This is a genomic window from Nocardia bovistercoris, from assembly GCF_015674855.1.
Classification (GTDB): Bacteria; Actinomycetota; Actinomycetes; order Mycobacteriales; family Mycobacteriaceae; genus Nocardia; species Nocardia bovistercoris.
The window spans coordinates 288,669-312,848 of the sequence record NZ_JADMLG010000005.1; the positions used below are offsets into that span (position 1 = coordinate 288,669).

17 protein-coding genes are annotated in these 24,180 nt (G+C 68.2%); 1 reads left to right on the forward strand and 16 read right to left on the reverse strand.

Annotation, left to right across the window (positions count from 1 at the left end; genetic code table 11):
- Window positions 1–105: 105 nt before the first annotated feature.
- The 13 genes from IT779_RS14980 to IT779_RS15040 form a co-directional block, all read right to left on the reverse strand.
- Window positions 106–897: an ESX secretion-associated protein EspG gene (locus IT779_RS14980; RefSeq protein WP_196149910.1), complete on the reverse strand. Its 792-nt coding sequence runs from the start codon at window positions 895–897 to the stop codon at window positions 106–108.
- Window positions 894–1,886, reverse strand: a complete 993-nt coding sequence (locus tag IT779_RS14985) for a PPE domain-containing protein (RefSeq protein ID WP_196149911.1) — start codon at window positions 1,884–1,886, stop codon at window positions 894–896. The genes IT779_RS14980 and IT779_RS14985 overlap by 4 nt, the downstream gene beginning before the upstream one ends.
- Window positions 1,887–1,915: 29 nt before the next feature.
- Window positions 1,916–2,263: a PE family protein gene (locus IT779_RS14990; protein ID WP_196149912.1), complete on the reverse strand. Its 348-nt coding sequence runs from the start codon at window positions 2,261–2,263 to the stop codon at window positions 1,916–1,918.
- A gap of 10 nt (window positions 2,264–2,273) precedes the next feature.
- Complete coding sequence (locus tag IT779_RS14995; protein WP_196149913.1) at window positions 2,274–3,578, reverse strand: hypothetical protein; 1,305 nt, start codon at window positions 3,576–3,578, stop codon at window positions 2,274–2,276.
- Window positions 3,575–3,892: a type VII secretion target gene (locus IT779_RS15000; protein ID WP_196149914.1), complete on the reverse strand. Its 318-nt coding sequence runs from the start codon at window positions 3,890–3,892 to the stop codon at window positions 3,575–3,577. The genes IT779_RS14995 and IT779_RS15000 overlap by 4 nt, the downstream gene beginning before the upstream one ends.
- 113 nt (window positions 3,893–4,005) lie before the next feature.
- A complete protein-coding gene (locus tag IT779_RS15005) occupies window positions 4,006–4,305 on the reverse strand; it encodes a YbaB/EbfC family nucleoid-associated protein (protein WP_196149915.1) in 300 nt (99 codons plus the stop codon).
- A 12-nt stretch (window positions 4,306–4,317) separates the two neighbouring features.
- Window positions 4,318–4,656 carry a hypothetical protein gene (locus IT779_RS15010; RefSeq protein ID WP_196149916.1) on the reverse strand — a complete coding sequence of 113 codons (339 nt, stop codon included), beginning with the start codon at window positions 4,654–4,656 and terminating at the stop codon, window positions 4,318–4,320.
- A gap of 45 nt (window positions 4,657–4,701) precedes the next feature.
- Complete coding sequence (locus IT779_RS15015; protein WP_196149917.1) at window positions 4,702–6,129, reverse strand: hypothetical protein; 1,428 nt, start codon at window positions 6,127–6,129, stop codon at window positions 4,702–4,704.
- Between the two features lie 34 nt (window positions 6,130–6,163).
- A complete protein-coding gene (locus IT779_RS15020) occupies window positions 6,164–6,559 on the reverse strand; it encodes a hypothetical protein (RefSeq protein ID WP_196149918.1) in 396 nt (131 codons plus the stop codon).
- A 235-nt stretch (window positions 6,560–6,794) separates the two neighbouring features.
- Entirely contained in the window at window positions 6,795–12,896 is a 6,102-nt protein-coding gene (locus tag IT779_RS15025; protein WP_196149919.1) for a type I polyketide synthase, read from the reverse strand.
- The gene (locus IT779_RS15030; RefSeq protein ID WP_196149920.1) at window positions 12,889–13,929 is read right to left on the reverse strand and encodes a serine hydrolase domain-containing protein; all 1,041 of its coding nucleotides are present in this window, start codon (window positions 13,927–13,929) and stop codon (window positions 12,889–12,891) included. The genes IT779_RS15025 and IT779_RS15030 overlap by 8 nt, the downstream gene beginning before the upstream one ends.
- Before the next feature lie 91 nt (window positions 13,930–14,020).
- Window positions 14,021–14,827, reverse strand: a complete 807-nt coding sequence (locus tag IT779_RS15035; RefSeq protein WP_196149921.1) for an ESX secretion-associated protein EspG — start codon at window positions 14,825–14,827, stop codon at window positions 14,021–14,023.
- A 373-nt stretch (window positions 14,828–15,200) separates the two neighbouring features.
- Complete coding sequence (locus IT779_RS15040) at window positions 15,201–15,416, reverse strand: hypothetical protein (RefSeq protein WP_196149922.1); 216 nt, start codon at window positions 15,414–15,416, stop codon at window positions 15,201–15,203.
- Window positions 15,417–15,519: 103 nt separating this feature from the next.
- On the opposite strand from IT779_RS15040, the gene IT779_RS15045 reads away from it, so the two are divergent.
- Entirely contained in the window at window positions 15,520–16,341 is an 822-nt protein-coding gene (locus tag IT779_RS15045; protein ID WP_196149923.1) for a type IV toxin-antitoxin system AbiEi family antitoxin domain-containing protein, read from the forward strand.
- Between the two features lie 17 nt (window positions 16,342–16,358).
- Here IT779_RS15045 and IT779_RS15050 read toward each other — a convergent pair whose 3' ends face one another.
- The 3 genes from IT779_RS15050 to IT779_RS15060 all read right to left on the reverse strand — a co-directional run bounded on the left by IT779_RS15050 (window position 16,359) and on the right by IT779_RS15060 (window position 24,066).
- The gene (locus tag IT779_RS15050) at window positions 16,359–23,111 is read right to left on the reverse strand and encodes a zeta toxin family protein (RefSeq protein WP_196149924.1); all 6,753 of its coding nucleotides are present in this window, start codon (window positions 23,109–23,111) and stop codon (window positions 16,359–16,361) included.
- Between the two features lie 34 nt (window positions 23,112–23,145).
- The gene (locus tag IT779_RS15055) at window positions 23,146–23,682 is read right to left on the reverse strand and encodes a YbaB/EbfC family nucleoid-associated protein (protein WP_196149925.1); all 537 of its coding nucleotides are present in this window, start codon (window positions 23,680–23,682) and stop codon (window positions 23,146–23,148) included.
- A gap of 69 nt (window positions 23,683–23,751) precedes the next feature.
- Window positions 23,752–24,066, reverse strand: coding sequence for a hypothetical protein (locus IT779_RS15060; RefSeq protein ID WP_196149926.1), 315 nt, complete (start codon window positions 24,064–24,066; stop codon window positions 23,752–23,754).
- Window positions 24,067–24,180: the final 114 nt, after the last annotated feature.

The following is a 24,180-nucleotide window of genomic DNA, read 5'->3' on the forward strand; positions in this document are numbered from 1 at the left end:
CTTCCTGATGCTGTCGGCCTGCGTACTGTCGGCCGGATGCCATACGGTGGTGCCGGTCGGCACCACCCGAGACGGAGATGAGTGCTGTTCGAGATCATCTGCGCGTTACAGCAGCCACCTCCCCACGGGCAGGGTTTCGATCAGAGCCGAAACCGCCTGCGCGATACGGTGATCGGTGCCCGGTGTGACAGTCGACCAGACCTGCTGGTCCGGCGCGATCCCCGGCGCGGCCACGATCCGACCCCGTCCGGTGTCGTACACCGCGACCGCGCCGGGCGATCGGGTGGTCGTCCCGTCCTCGTGGACCTCGGCCACGATTTCGGCGTAGGTGTGGCAGGCCGCGAAGGCCATGCCGTAGGCGGTGGCGTCCCGGTCGGCGACCCCGAGCGCGTAGACCGCGTCGGCGTAGTCCGCAGAGTCGAGCGCCGCGGCCAACCGCTCGCTCAATTCGCTCGACAGCGCGCTGAAAGCGACGACCTCCGCGGGCCTGCCCGGTCCGAGTATCGCCAGCAACGCGCGGACCAGTGGTTGACCGCCGCCGTCCGCCCAGACGGGCTGGACGTCGAAACCGTCCTCGGTGCGCACCGCGAGCGCGTGCGCACCGCCGCGCCGCGCCAGGCAGATCCGTCGGACACCCGAGGTAGTTCCGTATACGCGGGCCGCGAGCTCGCGATCCGGCTGCGCCAAGATGTGCAGGGCGTCAGCCAGATCGGGTTCGACCTCACCGTGCGCGTCGATCACACCGGATCGGGTCAACTCGGCGGTCACCCGCCGCTGGGCCACCATCCACTCGTCGTAGGAATCCTGACGCGGCGCTACTGCCAATGCCACCGGAAGTGTCTGCACGCCCAGTCGTTCGCTGACGGCCAGCAGACCGTCGTTGGTGATCGTGGTCATGCGGCACCGCCGGTCTCGGTGCGGGCCGAAGTCGGAGCAGGCGGCTCTGGAGCGCCGAGGACAGCCGGAGCGGAGACGACGCCGAGATCGGCGCCGAGTCGGTCGGCACCGGCGTCACCCGCGCGCGGCACATGTTCCTCGTCGGCGGCGATGGCAGCGGGCGTGCCCGCCGCCATCGCACCGGGAACCACCGGCACCGCCGTGGGCGCGTCGACCGTGGCGGCGGTGGTCGGTCGCGGAGTGACAGCTTCCACCGTCTCCCCCGCTTGCGCGTAGACCGGGGCTCGGTACGCGGTCTGCGCCCTCGGCACGGACAGCGCGCCGGGCAGCACGGGCGGCGTGAACACCATGGGCATACCGGCGCTCGTCGCCGTCGCGCCCGCCTCCGAGGCCGAAGCCGCCGACTGTTCGGCCTCCAGAGCCACCTTCGTCGCGATCACCGGCGGCTCCTGCTGGAGCCATGGGGTCGCGAGCGGTTCGGTCGCGGCCTCATAGGTGCGCATCACCCTGGTGGCCGAGGCCTTCGCGAGATCCACCCTGGTCTCGGTATCTGCCGCCACCGCGCGTAACGGAGCGCCGAGCGCGCCGGTGACCTGCTCCAACATCTGCTGCGCGGCTTGCAGCGCCGCGATCTCCGCGGCGTGCGGCATTGCCAACCGGGCCAATTCGTGCGCGGCGGCCTGCGTCGCCGCACGCCCGGCATTGCCGCGTGCCGCACCCGCGGTGTCGACGAGCCAGTCGCGTAGGCGCGAAACCCGGTCCAGCACCTCGGCGCTGGTGTCGGACTGCCACGCACCGCGCAGGCCCGCGACGATCTGTTCGTATTCGACCACTGCCGCGCCGAAAGCGGCGGAGAGCCTCGTCCACCCGGCACCCGCCTCGGCCATGGGCGTCACACCCGGCCCGGCGAACAACTCGCGGGTGAGCCGATCGGGCTCGCGAGCCTCCCAGACCACCCCGGTGAAGCCGGGCTGCGGTGGTTCGCTCATAGCTGCTCCCCTGTCGAGTCGGGCCGCACCTAGGCCGCGCCCGCTACTCCCGCGCCGCCACCGAACTCAGCGACGCTGCTTTCCTCGGCCGCCGCGAAGAGATTCGACTGCGACCGCAGCGTCGCGGCCAGTTTGCGTAGTTCGAGGATGCCCGCGTCGGCGCTGTCGGAGAACGACGCCGCGACGTCGGTCATGGTCTGCGCCGCCCGCACCGATACCTCGTCGATACCCGCGGGCGCGACCCGCAGTGCGGGCTCATCGACGCGCAGATCACGCTCCAACCGATCGGCCAGCGCGTCCAGACGCACCGACGCCTGCCGGGCAGCGACCGGATCGAACGTCACGCCACCGCCGACATTCGCACCACTGTTCACCATGACGACCTCCTCAGAGAGTGAGTTCCCTGTCCGGCGGTGGTTCGGATACCTGTTCCGCCGCGCCGACCACCGGCAGCGAGGCGCCCTCGAGATTCCCCACGACCTCGTCGCCGTGCTGGGCATTGACCAGGAATCCGGGCAGATCGCCGCCCGCGTCGCCCGCGCCGCGCGGACCCGCCGCCGCACCCGCGGCGCCGCCCATGGGCATATATCCGGGGCTGCCCGCGCCACCCACCGTGCCTGCGCGTACAGCCGACGCCGATTCAGGCGCTGACGAGAAGCCCTGGCCGCTCGACGGACCGCCGACCGAAGCCGATCGGGTACCCGACCACGGATTCAACGGTGTCGCGGTCGTGCCGATACCACCGAGCCCGATGCCCCCGATACCACCGCCACCACCACCGCCGCCGACACCACCCGCGGCGGGCGCAGGCTCTCCGTCGGCCGTCGCCTCTCCGTCCGCACCGGTCTGCGCCACCGGCGTCACCGATTTCGCCGCCAGCAACGACGTATTCGCGGACGCGAGCTGATTCGCCGCCTGCACGCCGGTACTCGCCAGCGTCATCAGCGGGGTGATCAGTTGCATGAGCTGCGCGAGTTCCTGCATCGAGTCCGCGCCCTTCGGGGCGTTGGTGACCTTCACCTTCTCCCCGGCCTGCGTCATACTCGCCGAATGCACCGTCATCTCGGCGCGGGTCTTGGTCACCACCGCGACCCCCTCGGCGATCGCCTCCGCGGTCGCCGCGGCCAGGAACGCCTGTCCGCCCGGCAGAGCCAGGAACGGCGCCGTCGCCGCGACGGTCGACACGAATTTGGAAATGACCTGTGTCATTTCCGCGCCACCGGTAGCCACCGACGTGGCCGCGGTGCCGAGCACCGCCTTCTCCTCGGTGCCCTGCGCGGCCAGTTCGGCGCCATTCTGCTGTGCCGCCGTGGCTTTTTCGGCTGCCTGCATGGCTGCCGCGCTCTGCCACAACTGCATCACGGCACTCAAAGCCGTTGTGCCCAAGGACATCGCGGTTGTCAGCGCACTGGTGACACTCTGCAAGACCTGCGTGGGATCGGGGCCGGGCCCCCCACCGATCGCACCGGTGCCGAACCCGCTTGCCATGTCGGTCAGCGGGCGGAACAAGGCCGACAGATCGATCACAGGCAGGGGCGGCAGTTCGGGCAACGGTGGTAGCGAGGGCAACTGGGGCAACGGACCGAGCCCGATATCCTTCAGAATATCGTTGACCGGCCTGTCGATCATCGGTGCGAGCGCACTGCCGCGCAGCAACTCGACGACCGACTGATCCAACGGCGGCGGATTCATCGCACCTTACTGGCGGAATCGAATTCGCTGCCCGATACCGACTCCGAGGTCTCATACGCGGTCGCGTCTTGCTGCAACGCCACCGCGGTTGCCGCGTGCACGCCCGCCAGTTCCAGCACCGACGACACGTGATTGCCCTGGGCGGCGGCGAAAGCAAGCAGGAAATCCTGACCGATCAGCCCGAATACCGGCGCGGCCGCCGCGACGGTCGCCACTTGGTCGAATGCGCCCGCAGTGGCGACCCCGGTGGCCATCGTGGCCGCCGCACCACCGTACGCACGTAGAGCATCAGGTTTTGCTACCAGTTCGCTCACTGTAATCCCCGATCCAGTAACGCAATTGAACTCGGCTCAACGATACCCCCCTGTCTTCATGAACCGGAAGGCGTTTTCTCGAACTCTGCACCACACACATTAACGGCCGGTATCTACTCGGCGACTTCCTCGTTGAATGCGTTGACGAGCTCACCTCGGCGCTCGAACGCGCGCCGCGCGGCGGCATGGGTCGTCTCGACCAGACACCGCTCGAACTGCTCGGGCGACATTCGCGAAACCTCCCTGGAGAAATGCAAGCTCAACAACGCGCCATTACCGTCGACCTCGGCGGTCATGGCGCCGCCCGGCGCCGTCTCGGTCGCGCGGACACCCGCCATGTCCTCGGCCAGATCGCGAATTCGATACAGCCGCCTGCGCACACTGTCCATGAGTTCGTCCATGGTTTCGTACACGAGGACCCTCCCCTATTCCGCGCGCAACCAACTCTGCGGTTCCACGTCGTACTCTTCCTCATCCGCGAGCTCCGCGCGAGCCACCAGTTCCGGGGTCGGCAGATTCATCAACGCGATCATGTCCGGAGCCACCCCCGCCTCCTCCATCTGCCGCCGCCGCGCCAACCCCGCGCGATTCGCCGCCTGCCCGCACAACCGCAACACCTCGGCCGCCAAGCCTTCGGGATCCCGGTGCAATTCGGCCGGGTCGATCGAAATGCCCAGCGGCAAGCCCTGTTCGGTCGTGCGAACCGAGATCGTTCCGGACCGCGAGGTCGCGGTCGACTCGACCGGCTCCGTCGGATTGTCCACGGTCACCTCCAACTCATCCTCGGGGCGCGGTCGATCGTCGCACGGTCATCGCTCCACGACCGGCTTCGCCACCACCGGGGCGTCGCCGAGCGCTTCTTCCAGATGCTCGGTGGAATCCAGGTAGTCGGCGCGCTTGCGCTCCTTGTTCTGCCCCTGCCCGGCACCCGCGCCCGCGGGGCCCATACCGCCGGGAGTTCCGTTCTGCCCGTTCGTCGCGAGGCCCGCACGGGCCACCGTCGCCGCGGCATCGCCGGTGAGCGAGGCGCGGGGGAACAGCTTCGAGGCTGCGGCCTGGGCCGCATCCTTGCCGAGCGCGGCACTGCCCGCACCGCCGCGACCGGCACCGCCGCCACCCGCTCCGCCTCCGCCGCTGCCCTTACCGGACTTGAGAGCTGATGGCAGATCACCCATTCCAGCCAGCGATGTCGGCAGCGCGCCGAGCCCACCGAGTCCCGACAGACCTTCCTGCGCGGCCTGCTGGGCGGCCGCCAACCCCTGTTGCGCGGCGTCCTGCACGGACGACAGCCCCTGCTGGGCGGCGTCCAACCCCTGCTGCAACGCGCTCTGCGCCTGCTGGGCAGCTTGCTGGGCGGCGGCCTGCTCAGCCTGTTGACGAGCGAGTTCCTGTGCCGCCTGCTGCTGTTCGGTGAGATTCTTCAGCGCGGCCTGCTGGGCCTGGAGGTTTCCTTGACTCAACGAGGCAGCGCCCAACGCTCGGGGATCGAACGAAGCGCGACTCAAGGCACCGGTATTCAACCCACCGGGTCCCGCCCCGCCCGGCCCCGGCGATCCGGGACCGGAACGCTGCGTCCCCGTGGGGTCCGGGAGCCCCGTCGTCACAGGTTGTGGTAGCGGGAACATCGGCATGGCCCCGTCCACGGATTTCCCACTGGGAACGAAGATCTGGTTCATGACGTCGTTGGCCCGCTGCTTGAGCAACGCCTGCAGTTGCGCGCGGGAGTCGGCGTTGTCGTAGTCGCCGTCACTGTTCACGATCGATGTCCCGTCGACCAACTTGCCGTTGGCGTCGGGAATATTGTTTCGCGTGGTGTCCAGGAACTTCGCCGAGAAATCCAGGCTGTTCGCGACCGCGTTGATGACAACGGGGAGCTGCAAGAGTTGCTCGGCGTAGCGCTGTACCGCCGCCGAGGCGGTGCGACCGCCGTCCGAATCCCAGGAGTCGACGATCTTCGACTTCACTTCGTTCGAGAATTGACCGGCGAGCGAGCCCAGCGAGGTGCCGTGACCGCGCCATGTCTCCGCCATCGATCGCACCGATTCGGAATGGATCGAATCGCGGTAGCTCACCAGGGTAGCCAGCTCCTTACCGTATGTCTGCCATGGGATCTGACCTGTCTCGGTCGTGATCGGACTGCTGGTGCCCAGCACGGTGTTCCTGTCGGTATTCGCGTGCTCCGGCTTGAATTCGTCGAGATCGTACGACTTCTCTTCTCGCTGCGGCGAGTCACCCATCGGTCACCTCCATGGGGCAGGGAGAGCTGGAATCCTACGGCTGCGGCCGGTAACCGCTCACCGCTGTTTCGTAAGCGGAAAGCCTTGCTGCAGAGGCATGTTCGTTCTCCAGGTACGAACGACCCGCGGCGATGAAGGTCTCCATCATGTCGTTGACGACCTCGCGGTGCTTCGTCAACGAGTGCTTCAACGAAGAGTCGCCGGTGGCCGCGCGGTCATTGTAGCGACCGGCGAGCGCGGTCGCGTCCGCGATGGTGCCGAAACCCTGGACGTTGGTGAGCGACTGGGTGTTGTTGATCGCCTTGTCGAGCTCGGTGATCATCAAACCGCACAATCTGGCGCAGTCCTGCGCGGCTTGCGGTTCCAGCCGGATGTATCTTCCCTTGGCGGCCTTGGTCAGGCTGTCGAATTCGCTGTCGTCGTCTGCCATCGGTCGGTCCTTCTACGACGGGATACTCGGAAGAATGGTCTCGGCCCGACGCTGCGCGGTCGGGCACAGGTGGCTGTCGGAATGATCGTTCGGCGCTCGAATTACCAGGTGAGCACCGCGCTGGTGGTCTCCCCCACCCTACCTCGCAAGCACCGACGACGTCGGACGATATTACCCGCAAAGGACCCGCTCACGCCGCCATCATACGGTGGAATCGACTGCTCCAGTGTGCCGATCATGCCAGTGCCTCGCAGAGATGGACGGTCAGCTCGGCGGCGGTCGGGTACTCGAACACGACCGTGGTCGGCACCGAGACGCCGAGCGCGGCCCGCAGGCGATTGCGGAACTCGACCGCGCCGAGAGAGTCGAATCCGAGCTCCTTGAAAGACCGGTGGATTCCGATCGCGGCCGGACCGTCGTAGCCGAGCACCGCGGCCGCGGTGGAGCGCACGAACGCGAGCACCCGCTCGCGTCGTTGTGCCGGATCGAGTTCGGCGAGGCGACCGACCACGGGCACACCCGGCGCGACTCCCGACTCCGGCGCTGTCCGCACCGAACCGCGACCCAACGTCGAGAGAATCTCCCCTGACCGCATGGCGGCCATGTCGAGTCGAGCAGGCAGGACGAACGGGCGGCCGAGCCCGATCGCCTCGTCGAACAGGTCGAGTGCCTCGGCCGACGACATGGCGACGGAACCGGCTCGTTCCAGGCGAGTCCGATCCCGCTCCCGCAGATGGGCGGTCATACCGGTCGCGGTTGCCCAGAAGCCCCAGCCGAGCGAGACAGCGGGCAGACCGAGTTGGCGACGGTGCGCGGCCAGCGCATCGAGAAAGGTATTGGCCGCAGCATAGTTCGCCTGACCGGTCGGACCGAGAACGCCCGCGATCGATGAGAACAGGACGAACATCGACAGGTCGGATTCGGACGTCGCCTCGTGCAGGTGCCAGGCGGCGTCGACCTTCGGCCGGAGCACGGTGTCGAGTTGGCGCGAGGTCATGGTGTCGATAACCGCGTCGTCGAGCACACCCGCGGCATGGATCACCCCGACCAGCGGCGGGTCGATCCGTGAGATGACCGCACGCAGCGAATCACGGTGCGCGGCGTCACATGCCACGATCTGTACGCTCGCCCCGAGCTCGCCGAGCTCGCCGAGCAGCTGAGCAGCACCGGGGGCATCGATGCCACGGCGGCTGAGCAGCACCAGATTTCGGGCGCCGTGGCGACTCACGAGATGCCGCGCGACCATGGCGCCGATCGTGCCCGTGCCGCCGGTGATCAGAACGGTGCCCGCCCACCGCTGCTCGGGCGGGATCATGAGTGCCAACTTGCCGACATGCCGCGCTTGACCGAGGTAGCGCAAGGCTTCCGGTGCACGACGAATGTCCCAGCGGCCGACCGGCAACGGCCGGAGTACACCGGATTCGAACATCGCCGCGATGTCGGCGAGTCCCTGCTGTATTCGGTCGAGGCCGAGGTCGAGCACGTCGAACGCCTGGTACGCCACGCCGGGATGTGCCGCCGCCACACTCGCCGCGTCACGGATATCGGTCTTTCCCAGCTCGACGAATCGGCCGCCACATGGCAGCAATCGCAGTGAGGCATCGACGAAGTCACCCGCGAGCGAGTCGAGTACGACGTCCACGCCCGCGCCCGCGGTGGTCGCGAGGAACGCCCCCTCGAACTCGAGTGTGCGCGAGTCGCCGATATGGTCGTCGTCGAAACCGAGGGTCCGGAGCATGTGCTGCTTGCCCCGGCTCGCCGTGACGAACAGTTCCGCGCCCCAATGCCGAGCCAGCGCAATCGCCGCCAGACCGACGCCACCGGTCGCCGCGTGCACCAGCAGCCGCTCGCCCGGTGCCAGACGAGCCAGGTCACGCAGGGCGACGTAGGCGGTGAGGAACACCGCGGGTGTAGTGGCGGCTTCCGCGAACGACATGTGGGCCGGAATCGGTACCACCAACCGATGATCGACGGTCGCGGTCGATGCGATCGGCCCAAGGAGGCCCATCACCCGGTCCCCCGGCGCGACCGTCGTGACGTCGGAGGCGACCTCGACCACGACGCCGGCTCCGTCGGCGCCGATCTCAGCGTGGACGTCGTCGCGGGCCTCCTTGTACATGCCCAGCGCGATCACGACGTCGCGGAAGTTCAGCCCCGCGGCGCGAACCGCGACCCGGATCTCGCCGTCCCGTAGCGCCGGTTCCGGCTCCGGAAGCGCCAGCAAGCGCAGGTTGGCCGACTGTAGCGTCCCGGTGCCCACGGTCCGCAACTGCCAGGATCCGGCGTCGACCAGCTCCGAATTGCCGACCGAGTCGGTGCGGGCACGCACGAGCCTTGGCGCGTATGTGCTTCCGCGTCGGTACGCGAGCTGTGGTTCGTCGCAGGCCAGCGCGACCGATATCGCAGCGCGGCGGTGTGCCCAGTCGTCGACATCAACGAGCACAATTCGCCCGTGGTGCTCGTTCTGCGCTGTCCGCAGCAGCCCCCACACCGGTGCGTGCACGAGGTCCTCCACGTCCTCGCCGCCGTTCACCGCGACCGCCCGGCAAGTGATGACGACCAGCGTGCTGTCGTCGTCCCTCTTCAGCCACCGCTGGATCTGGTCGAGGACCGCGGAGAGTCGCGCGCGAACCTCCCGCGGAAGATCACCGTCGGGCACCGGCACCGCCTGGCAACGCAAGATGTTGGGGGTCCCGCTTCGGCCGCGGCGGTGTTCCGCAACGGTGATCGGCACCCAGTCGAGACCGAACACCGGCCCACTCGCCAACCGACGTCGGTCGATCGGCCGGGTCGCGAGTGAGTCGATGGTGGCGACCGCGGACCCCGCGGAGTCGAACAGCGTCACCGCGACGCGGTCGTCGGCCAGTGTCGTCACGTGTACCCGCAGCGCGGTCGCGCCCGCTGAATGCAGTTCAACGCCCTCCCATGCGAATGGCATACTCACCGAGCCGGTTTCGCGACTGGCGAACGGTCCGATCAGCACATGCAACGCGGCGTCGAACAGCGCCGGGTGCAAGCCGAATCCCGCCGTGCCGGATGGGAGCGAGGTCACGACCTCGGCGAAGAATTCCGCGTGTACACCCACCTCCGGTCGGCTCCACCTCTGCGCCGCGCTCATCGATGCAGCGCCCCTCACCCAAACGGCACGCAGCCCGTGAAACGCCGGACCGTATTCGTAGCCCTCGGCCGCATATTTTCGATAGAAGTCGCCGACATCGACCTGCGTCGCGCCCGCAGGCGGCCATGCCTCGGCAATCGGTACCGCGCTGCTGTGCTCGTTCGACACCGCGCCCACGGCGTGCAGCGTCCACTGCGCCGAATCCTCGGTCCGCATATAGCACCGGACCGGTCGTCTGCCCGATGCCTCGGGTATACCGACGACCGTCTGGAGCGGCACCGCAACGGATTCGGGGATGACCAGCGGCGCATGCAGCACGAGCTCGGAAAGACGCGGGCAGCCGACCCGTGCGCCCACCGACAGGGCGAGCTCGACGGTCGCGGCGCCCGGCAACAGCACCGTTCCGGCGATGGCATGGTCGGCGAGCCATGGCTGGCGGTCGACGGATACCTCACCGGCGAATGTCACCTCACCCGATTCGGGGTGTTCGGTCATCGCGTCGATGAACGGATGCACGGCGCCTGCCCCGCCCTCATCGGGCGCGAGCCAGAATCGACTGTGCTGGAACGGATATACCGGCAGGTCGACCCGTTGCGGTCGCAGTGCTCGGAGATAGGTCCGCCATGAGGCCCCCACCTGCGCCGCGGACAGGAGGAAGCGGCGCATGCCGCCCTGGTCACGTCGCACCGTCTCGACGACCGTCACGTCGTCGATGTCGAGCGTTTCGTGGATTCCGACGGTCAGCACCGGGTGCGGGCTCACCTCGATGAAGCTGCGGTACCCGTGCTCGTAGGCGGCTCGTACCGCCGACTCGAATCGCACTTCCCGCCTGAGGTTCCGCAACCAGTACGCGGCGTTCATCGAGTTCGGATCGAGCAGGCGGCCGGTGACCGTCGAGAACACCGGGACAGTAGCGGCGGCGGTTTCGATTCCGGCGAGCGCCGACCACAACTCGGCGCCGATCGAATCGACCTGCGCCGAGTGCGCGGCGTAGGTCACCGGAATCCGTTTGGCAAGGAAGCTGTCGACCGCACTGTGGTCGATCAGCTCCGCGATCGCCGCCGCGTCACCGGACACCACGGTCGAACGCGGGCCGTTGACCGCTGCGATACTCAGTCGGCCGTCCCACTTCTCGATCAGCGTGGCGACCTCGTCGACCGGTTGCGGTACCGACACCATGCCGCCGCGGCCCGCGATCGCGACAAGCGCTCGGCTGCGAACGACGACGACCTGTGCCGCGTCGGCCAACGACAACGCCCCGGCGATGTAGGCGGCCGCGATCTCACCTTGCGAATGACCGATCACCGCGGCCGGTTCGACACCGAACGACTGCCACAGCCGCGCCAGCGAGGTCATGACGGCGAACAGCACCGGCTGCACCACATCGACCCGTTCGAGCCGGGGCGCACCCGGTCTGTGCCGCAGCACGTCGAGCAGCGACCAGTCGACCAGCCCGGCGAACACGGCAGCGCATTCATCGATGTGCGCGGCGAACGCCGGTGCGGTATCGAGCAGTTCGGCCGCCATCCCGGCCCACTGCGACCCTTGTCCGGGGAACACGAAGACAGGGGAATGACAGGATGCGGAGCCCACGGGGTGGGTGGACGCGGTACGGCCGGTCGTGACGACGTTCTCGGCGATTCGGCCCTCGGCGACCGCGGTCAGGCCCGCACGCAGTTCGTCGCTGTCCGCGCCGACAACGACGGCGCGCCGAGCGAGGCACGCCCGGCCGGTCGCCAGCGACCACGCGACGTCCACCGGCTCGCGATCCATCACCGCAAGCAGGCGGGAGGCGTATTCGGCCAACGCTTGTCCCGTCTTCGCCGACAGCTCGAGCGGAACCGCGACGGGCAGCCGCCGCGTCGGTGTGGCGTCCGCGGGTTCGGTAGGCGCCTGTTCCAGGATCACATGAGCGTTGGTGCCGCTGATGCCGAATGCCGAGACACCCGCGCGACGAACGGGTGACCGCGCGGGCCACGCGGTCGGCTCGGCCACCACCCGCACCGTGCCTGCCGACCAGTCGACCGAGCTGGTCAACCGATCGACATGCAGTGTCGGCGGCACCGTTCCGCGCCCCATGGCCTCGACCATCTCGATCACCCCGGCGACGCCCGCCGCGGCCTGCGCGTGGCCGATGTTCGATTTCACCGACCCGACCAACAGCGGCGTCGCGGCCGAGCGTGTTTCGCCGTAGGCCGCGATCAGCGCGGTCGCCTCGATCGGGTCGCCGACCGTCGTCCCGGTGCCGTGTGCCTCCACGACATCGATGTCGGCGGGCGTGAGTCCGGCGTCGGCGAGCGCCTTGCCGATGACCCGCTCCTGCGCGGGGCCGCTCGGCACCGTCAGCCCGCTCGAAGCGCCGTCCTGAGCGATCGCCGACCCGCGAACCAGTGCGAGCACCGGATGGCCGCGGCGACGTGCCTCGGAAAGTCGTTCCAGGACAAGCACACCCACGCCTTCGCCGATCCCGAACCCGTCGGCGTCGGCCGAGAACGGCTTGCACCGGCCGTCTTCGGCGAGCGCGCCGAGTTCGGCCAACCCGACGACGGCACTCGGCGAACTCAGTACCGTCGCACCACCGGCCAGCGCGAGCGTGCAGTCACCCGTCCGCAATGCCTGCGTCGCGAGGTGTATCGCGACCAGTGACGAGGAACACGCCGTGTCCACGGTGATCGCCGGACCCGCCAGCCCGAGCGAGTACGCGACTCGCCCGGACGCGACCGCGGGTGCGGTTCCCGTGGCGAGGTGCCCCGCCAGGCCGGTGCGATCGGAGGCGACCCGACCGCCGTAATTCGACGCGGCGACGCCGAAATAGACCCCGGTTTCGGAACCGGCGAGCGACGACGGATCGATGCCGCCACGTTCCAGAGCTTCCCACGACGTCTCGAGCAACAACCGCTGCTGCGGGTCCATCGCCAACGCCTCGCGCGGGCTGATGCCGAAGAACGCCGCGTCGAAGGCGTCCGCCGCATCGAGAAAATTCCCACGCCGGGAGTTGACCGAGGTCGGTAGCCTGCCCCGATCCCAACCGCGCCCGGTCGGGAATGCCGAAGTGGCACTGCGCCCTTCGGCGGCGAACCGCCAGAGATCGGCCGATGAGGCGATACCACCCGGATACCGGCACCCGATGCCGACGATCGCGATCGGATCGGCCGACGTGCGCGCGAACTCAGGGGGATGGCAGCCGACGGAGGAGGCGGGGTGGGTGAATTCAGCCATCGATGAACCTCGGGTATAGCGCCCGCACCAGGTCGAGGGCGATCTCCATGCTGATCGCATCCATGTTCGCCGACGCGTTGGTCACGACCGCGACCGACACGTCCTCGGCGGGATAGCGGTACACCGCGCACGACGATCCGGGCATGATGCTGTTGTGGCCGAGTAGCGCGCCGAGACACTGCACGCCGAGCCCGTACCGATGGAAGGCCCGCCTGCGGTCCAAGTGCGTCGACGTCAATCGGGCGCGCTGCGATCGCGCCGACAACAGCGTGCTGTCGGCGAGTTCACGCACCCAGATCAGAAGGTCGTCGACCGTCGAGGTCATCGCACCGGTCGTCCACAGGACGCGGGGGTTCATATCGCCGAGTTCACGCAGCGTACGGCCGTCGGGCAGGAATGCGTAGATCGTCGGATGCGGATCGGGAAGCTCGGCGACCGAGGGGAACTCGGTACTCGTCAAACCCGGCACCGATGCCACGACATCACCGTTGATCACGTCGGCGGCGGGCCTGCCGGTCACCTGCTCGAGCACGAGTCCGAGCAGAATGTAGTTGCTGTCGCAGTACTCGGCCTTGGCCCCCGGTTCGAAGACCGCGGGTCCGATTCGCATCAACTCGACCTTGCGCTCTTGTGGCCAGTCCGCGTCGGGGGTGTCGAACGACAGGCTGTCGCGCGTCGGCAGCCAGTCCGGCGAGCCGACGAAATTGGCGACACCGGACGTCATGTTCAGCAGCTGCTCGATCGTGATGCGCTCACCGTTCGGGATTCCAGGGACGAACCGCTCGAGCGTGTCGTCGAAACCGAGCCGACCGCTGTCGATCTGCTGAAGAACGGCCGTCGCCGTGAACGACTTCGTGACACATCCGATGCGATAGTGGTCGCCGACACGGAACGGTTCGCCTGTGGTCACGTCCGAGACGCCGAGCGCGAGCTCCCACCGCTGTCCGCCCATCTCGACCACCGCACCGAGTCCGGGCAGGCGCTTTTCGTAGAACTTCGTCTCGAGGAGAAATTCGAGCGTGTCGCGCGTCATCTCATCGAACATCACATCGACTCCGCGACGACTGTGCCACAACGATATTCGCGACCACCACGAACCGCGGCACGACCGGCGATCCCCATGATCAGAGGACTCGGAAGTCGCGTTCGGCGGGGCGGTTCTCCCGGATCCGCCGAACCAGTTCGACAACTCGCTGGTTGACGAATCTCTCGAATTCATTGTCGTCCACCGGAATCGCGACCGGATTCGGTTTGGGATCGATCAGGTAGCGGCCGTCGTCGACGAGATCGCGCCAACGCACGAGATGGCCACGACGGTCTTGGATCCAGTGCGCCCCACTGCCCGGCTCGACTTTCAACTCGCCGAGTTGGGTCGCCTTCGCGTTGCGCCAGCGGTCCGAGCGCACCTGCGGTGGGTCGATCGCGTCGAGCACCGGCGAGGAGCCGTAGCTGTAGTCCAATCCGTCCGGCTGCCGCGAGAGTATCGGGACTTCGCCCTGCTTACCGCGCCCGACCTTCGGTAGCCGTCCGATCACGGCTTTCGCCAGCCCGGGCACATCGGTCTCGTAGACGTCGATGTCACCGCCGTCTTCGATGCTCTCGCCGGGTTGCTGGACCAGGACCACCGCGTAGCCTTCGCGCCGCAATCCGACGACGCGCGTAACCGCCGACATGTCCTTCGCGTCGTCGGGCGCCTCGCCCGCCGCCCAGATGACGATGTCCGGGTTGACGGCGGCCTCCCACAGCTGCTGCGCATCGGGCGGCAGAACTCTCAAAAGCCGTTCCGCCGTCGACCTTTTCGCACGGATGTAGTCGTCCTCGTACTGGTGAGTCGGCGAGTGCATCAGTGGGAAAGGCAGACTGTCGTTCGACATCAGCTCCCAGAGCACCGCGACCTCGAGCGACGTCAGCCGCCCCCGGTGAACGGTCATCCCGCGACCGGTGCCGAAGTCACCGTGACCGTACCGACCATGCCTCGGATCACACACGGCTCGAAGTTCGACCGGCCCTGATGGACCGGAGATCGCAGGGCCTGCCGGCTCTCACCCATCGGTCAACTCCCGCCTGACTCCGTGCCGCCGGACGGCACAGCATCAACACCTTGCCCATACTGACACGAACGGCCCGACGCGTCTGCCCCCGAGACCGGGGCACCGTCCCGACTCTCGCTCATCCTACCTACCGCGATCATCCCATGTATCGCTCCAACGGGTGGTTTCGAGCGAGGAATCATAGAGATAACAGCGGGTTTCGGTCTTGGTGCACTGCGTCACCTGCTCAGGAGGTGCCGGAGCTCGCCCGCGCTCAGAGGTCCTCGTCGGTCTCGGGGATCGCGAATGGCTCCCTATCTCCGAACAACCGTTCCCTGCGCTCACGCGCTTCGCGGCGCATCTGCTCCTCGACCTCGCGGACCGTCTCCGGATCGAAGGTCCGCTGCCGAATGAGTTCGGCGTACTCGTCGTCCTCGGTGCCGCCGCCCGTGTCACCGCCCGAACGTCGTGCCTCGTCGTCTCCGCTCATACCCAGCCCGTCCTTTCTTTCCGACCACCGTACGCCCACCCGAAAGACGACTCGAGAGAATGGTGTTCGCTAGCCTGAGAGGCAAACAACAACGGAAGGACCGATGTTGGAAGCGCTCTATCACGAGTTGTCGATCCTCGCGGCGCAGCAATTGGGCCTGATCACACGGGCACAGGCGGCCCGGATCGGCGCCGACGGGGCGGCTGTCGACGCGCTGCGGGAGGCGAAGCTGCTGCGCGAACTCGACGACGATGTATTCCAGCTCCCCAGCAGTCCAACCGCCCTCCGGTACGCCTACCCCTACGCGGCCTGGCTCGCACTCGACCCGGAACGATTCGGCCGGGAACGCCCACAGGCGCCGTCACAGGACGCCGTCGTATCGCACGAGTCCGCGGCCCGCCTGCACGGCATAGGTGTCCTGGCGCTGCCGCGCACCGTCTTCACCGCGCCCGCGGCGCCCGCGTACACGCCACGGGCCGTCGTCGTCCATATCGATCGGCTCGAGCTGGATGACGTCACGAGCATCGGAGGCATCCCGGTGACCACCGCGCACCGCACCGTCGTCGATCTCGTTCGCGACGCCGTCGGCCCCGACGACATCGGGCGCGTCCTCGATGACGCCCTGCGGCGCGACCTGCTCGACCTGCGCGCCGTCCACGACGCGCTGGTTCCCTTCGCCGACGAGTTCGGTTTCCCCGCGAATGGGGCCGCGTTCATCGACCACTTCCTCCCCGACATCGATCCGTCCACCCTCTCGACGCGCAACCTGCGCGCCTACGCCGACCTCGTCGCCCCCGACGAGGTCGCCGAGGTAGCCGCCCGGATCGCGCGGCTACTGGGCGAGATCCGCGCCCCGGAAGACATCGTCACGACACTGGGCGACGACATCGCCGCCGAGATCGTCGGACGCCTACGCTCCACCTGACGCTCCGCTCAACCGGACTAGCCCGCGCCGACAGTGGGACGGCCGCGCGCCGCAGATTCGATCACCCATGCGATGGACAGCCGCAGTGTCGCCAACTCGGCCTCGTCCAGTCGCGACAACATCTCGTCCGCCACGGCGCGCCCGCGCAGCACAGGATCGGCCAGCAGTGTGCGCAGGGCGGCCACCACGGCGGCGGGCCGCTCCGCGGCCGGTGCGGCGTACGCATGCGAGAGCAGATCGCGTTCGGCGACCGGGATCGGATGATCGGTCCTGAGTACGACGTAGGGATGGATCAGCGTGTCGTTGGGAATCTCCGGGTCGACTCGGAAGCCCGGATCGAGCACACCTCGCAGCGCCAGCCGGATCGCGTCCCACTTGCGGCTGACCGATTCCGGCGTCGCCTCGGTGTGCAGCCAGCGATGTAGTTGGTCCGCGTAGTACTCGCTGCGGGTCCACTGCTCGGCACTCCATTCCGACGGCACCCCCGCGCCCTCGGCCGCGCTACGGCCGAGCCGGTGTGTCCAGCGGTCCAGTTCCCCCGTCTCGACCAGCCGGTAGACCCGGTCGGCGGTGAGCGCGACCCGCTGATGCGGAAAGTCTGTCGGCACGTCCTGGCGGTCTTTCGGCACCGCGAGGTCGGGACCGAACTGCACGCGCGTGACCGCGGGCAGCGGCGCCGGGCGCGTCGCACCGACCTGGTGGAATTCCCGCACCGGATGCCCGGAGGTATCCAACTGGACCGATCCGTCGACTCTGCGGACCGTCTCGAAGTGGCCGTACCGCCATTCCTGTGCCATCAGCAACCAGCGATTGCCCTTGTTGAGATGGAAGACCTGGTTCTCCAGGTACACCGTCGGCACACCGAGCAACGCCGGAATCTCCAGCGCCCCGCTCTCGGTGCCGACCTGCACGACATCACGCCCTTGGAGCAGTCGATGGAAGACCAGCGCCTGCTCGCCCGGCCCGAGTGCGACGCCGCCGTTGTCGGCTTTGTCCCAGAACTTCACCATCGTCCTGGCATCGACACCGTCGAGTACGCCGTCGGCCGCCCATTCCTCGCGCAAACCCGTCCGATTGTGGAAGATGTCGTCCCCGACGAGGACGATGTGCCGCTCGGGGTCGGCGACCTTGGTCTGTTCGATGATCTGGCGCAGCACACCGGGCTGGGTGTCGAGGCCGTTGCGATTGGCGGTCGGGTTGGCGCGCTGGTCGCGCACCCACAGCAATGTGACCTTCTCGGTGGAGCGCCCGTGTTCGGCCGCGGCGGCCTCGATCCGTTCGACGACGGCGCCTGCGCGCTGCCATCGCTGTTCGGCGCGCTCGCCGGTGCCGGTCATGGCTTCGACCATGCTCGCCCGCGCGCCCTCGGGGTCGACGCGGATCGCCTCCAGCGCCCGGATATGGGCGCGCGTGTGCTTGGTCTGGCCCTTGAGCAGGTCCTCTTCCTTGAGCCCGCCGTATGCGATTCGGACCCGCTCCGGGGCGACACCGTATTCGTTGATGATGCGGTCGCGGACCGTCAGGGCGTCGACGAGCGGCTTGGCGTGCATATCGAGCAGATCGCGGACCAGCTCCGCCGGAGCGACATCGGTGACCGATTGCCCCTTGCCCGCGCGCCACAACGCCACCGCGTCGGCCTGCTCACGGGTCATGCCCTCCGGCAGTTCGCCGTGATAGGAGACCTGATTCGCCTTCGCCTCGCGTGCGTAGTCGCGGAACACCTGATCCCGGTGATAGCCGACTTCGATGGTCGTCGCCGGGTCGGTCATCGCCGCCGCACTGTGGATGAACAACTCGCCCGCGGCGTAGGAGTAGAACCGCAGGTTCTTGCTGTCCAAGTTCTTGACCGGCGACGGACTTCCAGCGGCCTCGGGCAACAGTCCGTCGCGAACCACCGCGAGTTTGTCCGCCAGTGTCGGAAGGGAGGGATCGGTCATCGCGCGATCGATGGTCGAGACCACGCTGCCCGCGGTATCCCGGCCACCGGCGAGCCGGTCCCATTGCGGAATGCGTTCCGGCTCGGCGAATACCGTCGACGGCGGTCCGTCGCCCGTCGCCGCGATCAACTTGACCTCCGCCGGGTGCAACGCGCCGGCCGGGCTGGGCAGACCGTCGGTCAGCGGTGCGACCGGGATACCCGCGCGCGATTCGCCCGAGCCACGCGATTCGGCGGGAGCTGGGCCCGACCGGGGCGGCGACGGTTCGATCCCGGCCCCCGGCGCGCCGGAACCCGGCGCGCCGCCGTGCACCTCGGGACCATTTCTGGGCACCCATGACAACGTCCGATGGTCCCAGTCCGCGTTCGGGCGCTCCGGGCGCAGCAGCGGATCGAGGAAATTCTCCAGCAGCGGCAATGCCTCGTTCAGCGTCGTGAACGGCAGACCGGGCGTGGACTGCGCGTGCTTGGCGTATTCCCGCCCCCACTTCGGATTGGGATTGGTGAACTTCTCCGGTGGGAAGATCTTCTCGTCCTGCGCCCGGCGCAGCTCGAATTCCTGTCGCAGCATCTCGTGCGCCCGCGGACCGTCCCACGAAGTCTTCAGCGCGAGCATGGTCAGGTCGACCAGGTCGTTGCAGCGCTTCGGCAACGCGCCGTTGTCCCGGTCGTAGGTGTACATGGCGGCGACCTTCTGGCGCAGGAATCCGTCCATCGTCAAGATACGCACACTGCTCGGATCACCGACGCCCTCGAAACGGAACAGTTGCCTGGCCGGGAACGGATGCTGTTCGCCGACCCAATGCGTCGATTCGTTCGAGTAGCCCGCGATCTCACGGTTGGGCACCAGATCGATGCTCAAATCCATGATCGGCTCACGCCCCAGATACACGGTGTGGAACACGCGGATACCGCGGCCGGACGCGACCGGCTGGTTCTTCTCCCAGACGAACCGCAGATGGTCGCCGTGATCACGGGCGAGCGCGGCGTTGTAGTCGACCTCCATCCGCGCGGGATCGCCCTCGGTGATGCGGATCAAGTCCAGATCGGTGGTCGCGCGGCCTTCCGGGAAACGGGTCAGGAAGGATTCACCGCCCTTGAGAATCCAGGCGTGCGGATTCTCGGTGAAGATCCGCGCGACGGCGCGTTGCAGTACGAACTGCATGAGTTCGGCCTCGGGCGTAGTCCCGTTCTGGCGGGCCGCTTCCATAGCGCGATCGGTCAGGGCGGTGGAGAACTCGGAAACGGTGTGATCGGGACCGAGTATCTCGTGCAAGACGGGCGCGGACGCGAATTCGACCGGAGTCTCGGCACTGTCGCGGATATGGGCGCTGTCGGATTCGCGGGTGACGAGCGCGTCGCTCGTCGATGCCCCGCCCTCGCGTGGTTCGACCGCCGTTTCGGCGGGCCGCTCGGGAGCCGGACCCGCCCGCTCCGCGGGCGGGGCGCCCGGCGTCTCGGCCGCGAGTCCGGCCCGTTCGGTGGGATACAGCGTGGCGGGGCCGCTCGCGGCCGGATCGAGATTCGCCTTGTTCAGGAACCGCGCGTACGCCGCCTCGTCGAGAATCCGCATCTCCGTACCGGGCGCCTTGATGGCGATGAGTTTGGGTACGCCGCCGCCGGAGGTGTCGTACAGTTCCACGCGGTCGGCGGCCTCGGCGAGGACCGGAAACGCCTCGGCGGCGCCCTTGTGCGTCTTGAGCAGGACATCGGTGGGCACATAGCGGCCGGTTTGCAGCGCGCGCTCGTAATTGCGCGTCACAGCGGTCGCCGGGTCGGCGGTGACCGCGATGAAATGCACCTCGTGTCCGGCCTCGTGCGCACGCTGGAAATGCCGCAGCCCACTTTCGGCGTTGGCCATCGTCGCTTCGAGAATTACGTCGAGACCGCGTTCCCACGCCGCGTTCCTGGCGGCGCCGTATACCTCGCCGCTCTCCGACTGCACCATGGTCGAGGCACGGTGATCCCCCTCGGCGATGATCTGCCGGTATTCCGGAATCATCTCCTTGAAGGAGTCCGGATCGATGTGCACGACGTTCTCCCGCGGCAGGACACCGGATTTCAGCAGCAGCTGCACGAGAAAGCCCTTGCCAGAGGCACTGCCGCCGCCCATCGCGTACATCACCGGCGCGCGGTCCGTCGGCGGCTCGACTCCCGCGAGGGCGTTCTCGACCAACTCGTCCCGGAAGGCTTGGCGCTCCGGTGTCTGGATATCCCAGGTCTTGCGCAAGAGCGGATGATCGGCGGCCAGGGTTTCCGGAAACTCCGGAATGCCCCAGGAACTGGGCTCGGTGTCGCCTACAGCGAACTCACGGGTCCGTGTCGCGGCGCCGTCGGCGAGTGGATGCACCTGCTCACCCTCCGCGCCGTAGTGCACACCCCAGGTGTGCTCCGCCGCGACCGGTGCGGCCGATTCGAACTCGAACACGCCGCCGCGCATCGGATCGTCCACCATCACCTTGCCGGTGGCCCGGTCGTGGAACATCACGTAGGCGTGCGCCCCGACCCCGTGATTCCCAAGTGGACCCGTGCGTTCGTCCACGACGAGCACCGTCGCGTCACCGCCCACACGGGCGAGCTCATCGGCGATCCGCTGATGCGGCGAACGTTCCCCGGTGCCCTCCACCTTCACCAGTTCGCCACCCGCGGCGGTCTCCAGATCGCGCGCTCGCATCCCTTCCGGCCCTACCGAACCCGGCTCGACCAATCGGATCGAGCCGTTGCCGGTCTGCGCCGCCGCTCGCCACAGCGCGAGTTCACCACAGTTGTTGACCGACCGCGCCGGCGGGCGCTCAGGATCGAACCCTCGGGCGGCGTCAGGTAATTCGGGCGCACGAATCTCACCGGTGCCCGCGGTCACGGGGCGCTGTGGTTCCGACGATCCGATACCTGCGAGTTCGCGTCGTTCGGCACCCGACACGGGCTCGACGGCATTCGCTCGCGACCCCGGTTCACCCGCGGTGTGTCGCTGCACCGGCTCGACGCCGCGCGCTCCCGGATCACCGGCGCGCTCGGGCACGAGCGGACGCTCCGGAGGCACCGATTCCACCGCGCGACCAACGGATTCCGGCGCACGCGGCGCGGAGACGACATCGCGTATCGGCTCGGCGGCCCGTGCGGTGACAGTCGACACATCCTTCTGTCCGGAAGCGGTTTCCGAGGTCACGGTGCTCGTCTCGGGGCCACGACTCACCGGGGCCTGCCTGTCCTGCTGTCCCGCCGCGAGATTCGCGCCACGCGAGTCGACGTCGGCGCGACCCGCGCCCGCCCGTCCGGTCTTGTCGGCGGCACCCGCATCCGCGGCGGATTCCCTCGGCAGGCTCGCGGACCGCTCCGGTGCGGCCGCGCGCTCGGGGGCGACCACACGCGCGACCCGTTCCGCCTGTGGCGCCGACCTCGCAGCGCTGTCCGCGGCGGCCGCAGTGCCTGCGCGCTCCGCCGGGGCGGCGGGCCTGGCGCCCGAGTCGGCGGTTCTGGCGCCGGTGTCGGTGGCATGTGTCTGTGGAGCGGTCTCCGGGCGCACCGCGGCAGCCTCCGTCGGCGCGGCCGAGCCAGGATGCGCGACGCTGCCGTCCCCCGTCGAAGCACTCGCCCATTCCTGGCGCAGTTCGTTGAGCCGGGCCACGTGCTGATCGCTGTACCCGCCGTTCGCTTTCGCGTCGGCCTGGACCTGCGTGGCTTCCCTGATGATGGCATCGGCCCGACCCGCCTCGCCTACCGGCAACTTGTCGGGATGCACCTCCTTGCTCAGGTCGCGGAACGCCTGCTTGCCCGCCTGCCTCGTCTCCTCGGTGACGATCGGATTCCGACTGGCCGCGGGTCGGGACTCCGGCGGCGCGGTACCTTCGCGCCCCACGGTCGGCGCCGCGCCAGGGTGCGCACCGGCGGCTCGCACGCCGTGCATGGCGCCGAGCGCCGCACCGGCGCCGACCATCTGCCACTGGAAAGTGGTGTCGACCTTGCTCCAGTCGACGTGGCCGTGCGCGAGCCACTGTTCCGCGACCTGATATCCCAATCCGGCCCCGTACATACCGAATCCGCCCGCGGCGCCCGCCGTCACACCGCTGATCAGGCCGCGGGTCGCAGGCGTCAGCGCCGAACCCAGCAGCCGGTTCATCCCCATCCCCACCGGAGCGGCGACCACTCCGCCCGCGGCCCAGGACACGCCGGTGTGCAAGGTCTGGTTGAGGTCGATACCGCCGTCCCGATGGCCCGCCGCGACCTGGTACCCCTGGATGCCGAGATCCAGCCCGGCGCCCATCGCGCCCATCTTCAATCCGGCCACCGCGATCTGCCGCAGATAGGGCTTCAACAGGTTGCGCAGCCCCACCTTTCCCGCTTCCAACGCCAACTTCTTGGCGCCCTGTTCCGCGGCGATGCCGACCGCCGTCCGCCCCGCGCCCAGTGCCAGCGGCACCCCCGCGGACCCCCACGGCCACGCGGCGAGCAGCTGGTACACCGAATAGCAGGTGATGCCCGCGAATACAGCCTCCATGATCTTGGTGTGCTCGAGATCGGTGCCACCCTTGCGCGTGAAAGTGGCGAGATCATCGAGAGCCTTCGCGGTCTCCTCGATCGAGGCCTCACCGGAGAACAGCTTGCCGAACTCCTGTTCGGCCTGGACCGCGCCTTCGCCGGTATAGAACTTCTGCGTCGCCGCACTGACGGTGCGCAACTCCGGCTCCAGCGCACGCAGTGCGTCGGCGGCGGTGCGCCAATCGTCGCCGAGATCGAACAGGTCGTCTTCGTCGCCTTCCGGATACTTCATACCGAAGTTCAGAGCCGTGAGGATCCATCCGGGGATCCACTCCCACATGGCGGTGACCGCGGACATCAGGAACTCACATCACCGTAGGTACTGGCATCGGTCACCAACCCGATTCGGCCACGCCCGATTTCGCGGCCGGACCGTCTCCATGATTCCAAGGCACGACGTCGGTGAACTTCATCGCCCCGTCGGCTTCCTCGGCGACCGCCTCGGTTCCGGCAGCCGCCGCCCGGCCGCGCGGGGGCGCGGTGGAGACCTCCGGCGGTGTGGGCAGCATGTCCTGGACATCGGGCATACCGGGGATGAATTCGGACAGGCGCGGCAGTCTCGACTGATCTCGCCGTAGCCCCTCGACCAGTTCCTCGGTCTTACGGCGCATCTGGGCCGCAGCGTCCTGGGCAGCGGAGGTGCACGCGCGGGCCAGCTCGGCGTAGGTCAGATCCTCCACACCGTTGCCGAACCTCGTCTCGATGACCACGCCGTTCGCGTTGACGACGACGGTGACCCGCTTGCCCGCCGCCGAGGCGGTCGCGGTCAGCGTCGCCTGCTTACGCTGTGCCCGTTCGATCTCGGCGATCCCCGCGCGGACGGACGCCATCAGATCCGCGAGTAGCGCCTTCTCCTCCTCGTTCGCCATTCGGATTCTCCTGCCTGCCTGCCCGCGCCGCGGGTCCGAAAGATACGAAGAACTGTCCGCTACGAACGACTAGGTCTGAAAGGTGGTCTCGTTGTCGAGGTTCATGTTGTCGAGTTCCGTCGCACCGTCGCGCAGACCCGTCGCGTAGGTCTGCAACAGCGTGATCTTGGATTCCAACGCGGCGACGAGGTTACCGTCGGACTTCACGTATCCGTCGCCACCGGAGAAGTTCTCACCGAATTCGTCCGAGCCCCAGGCCCCCCAGTGCCGGGAGCGTGATGCGCCGAGCGTGGTCAGAATGGCCTGGACATGTCCTGAGGCGGTATCCAGTTCACCGGCGACACCGCGCAGCTCCTGGGTCAACGCCTGCACCTGATCGGTCATGGACACTCCCGGTCGTCGAGCCTAGCCACTTCTGTCGATGATCGCATGAACGGTAGGGGTTGAACAGGTGAGCCGCGCCCCAATTTCAGGGGGCTATCGGGTGGCACACTCGCG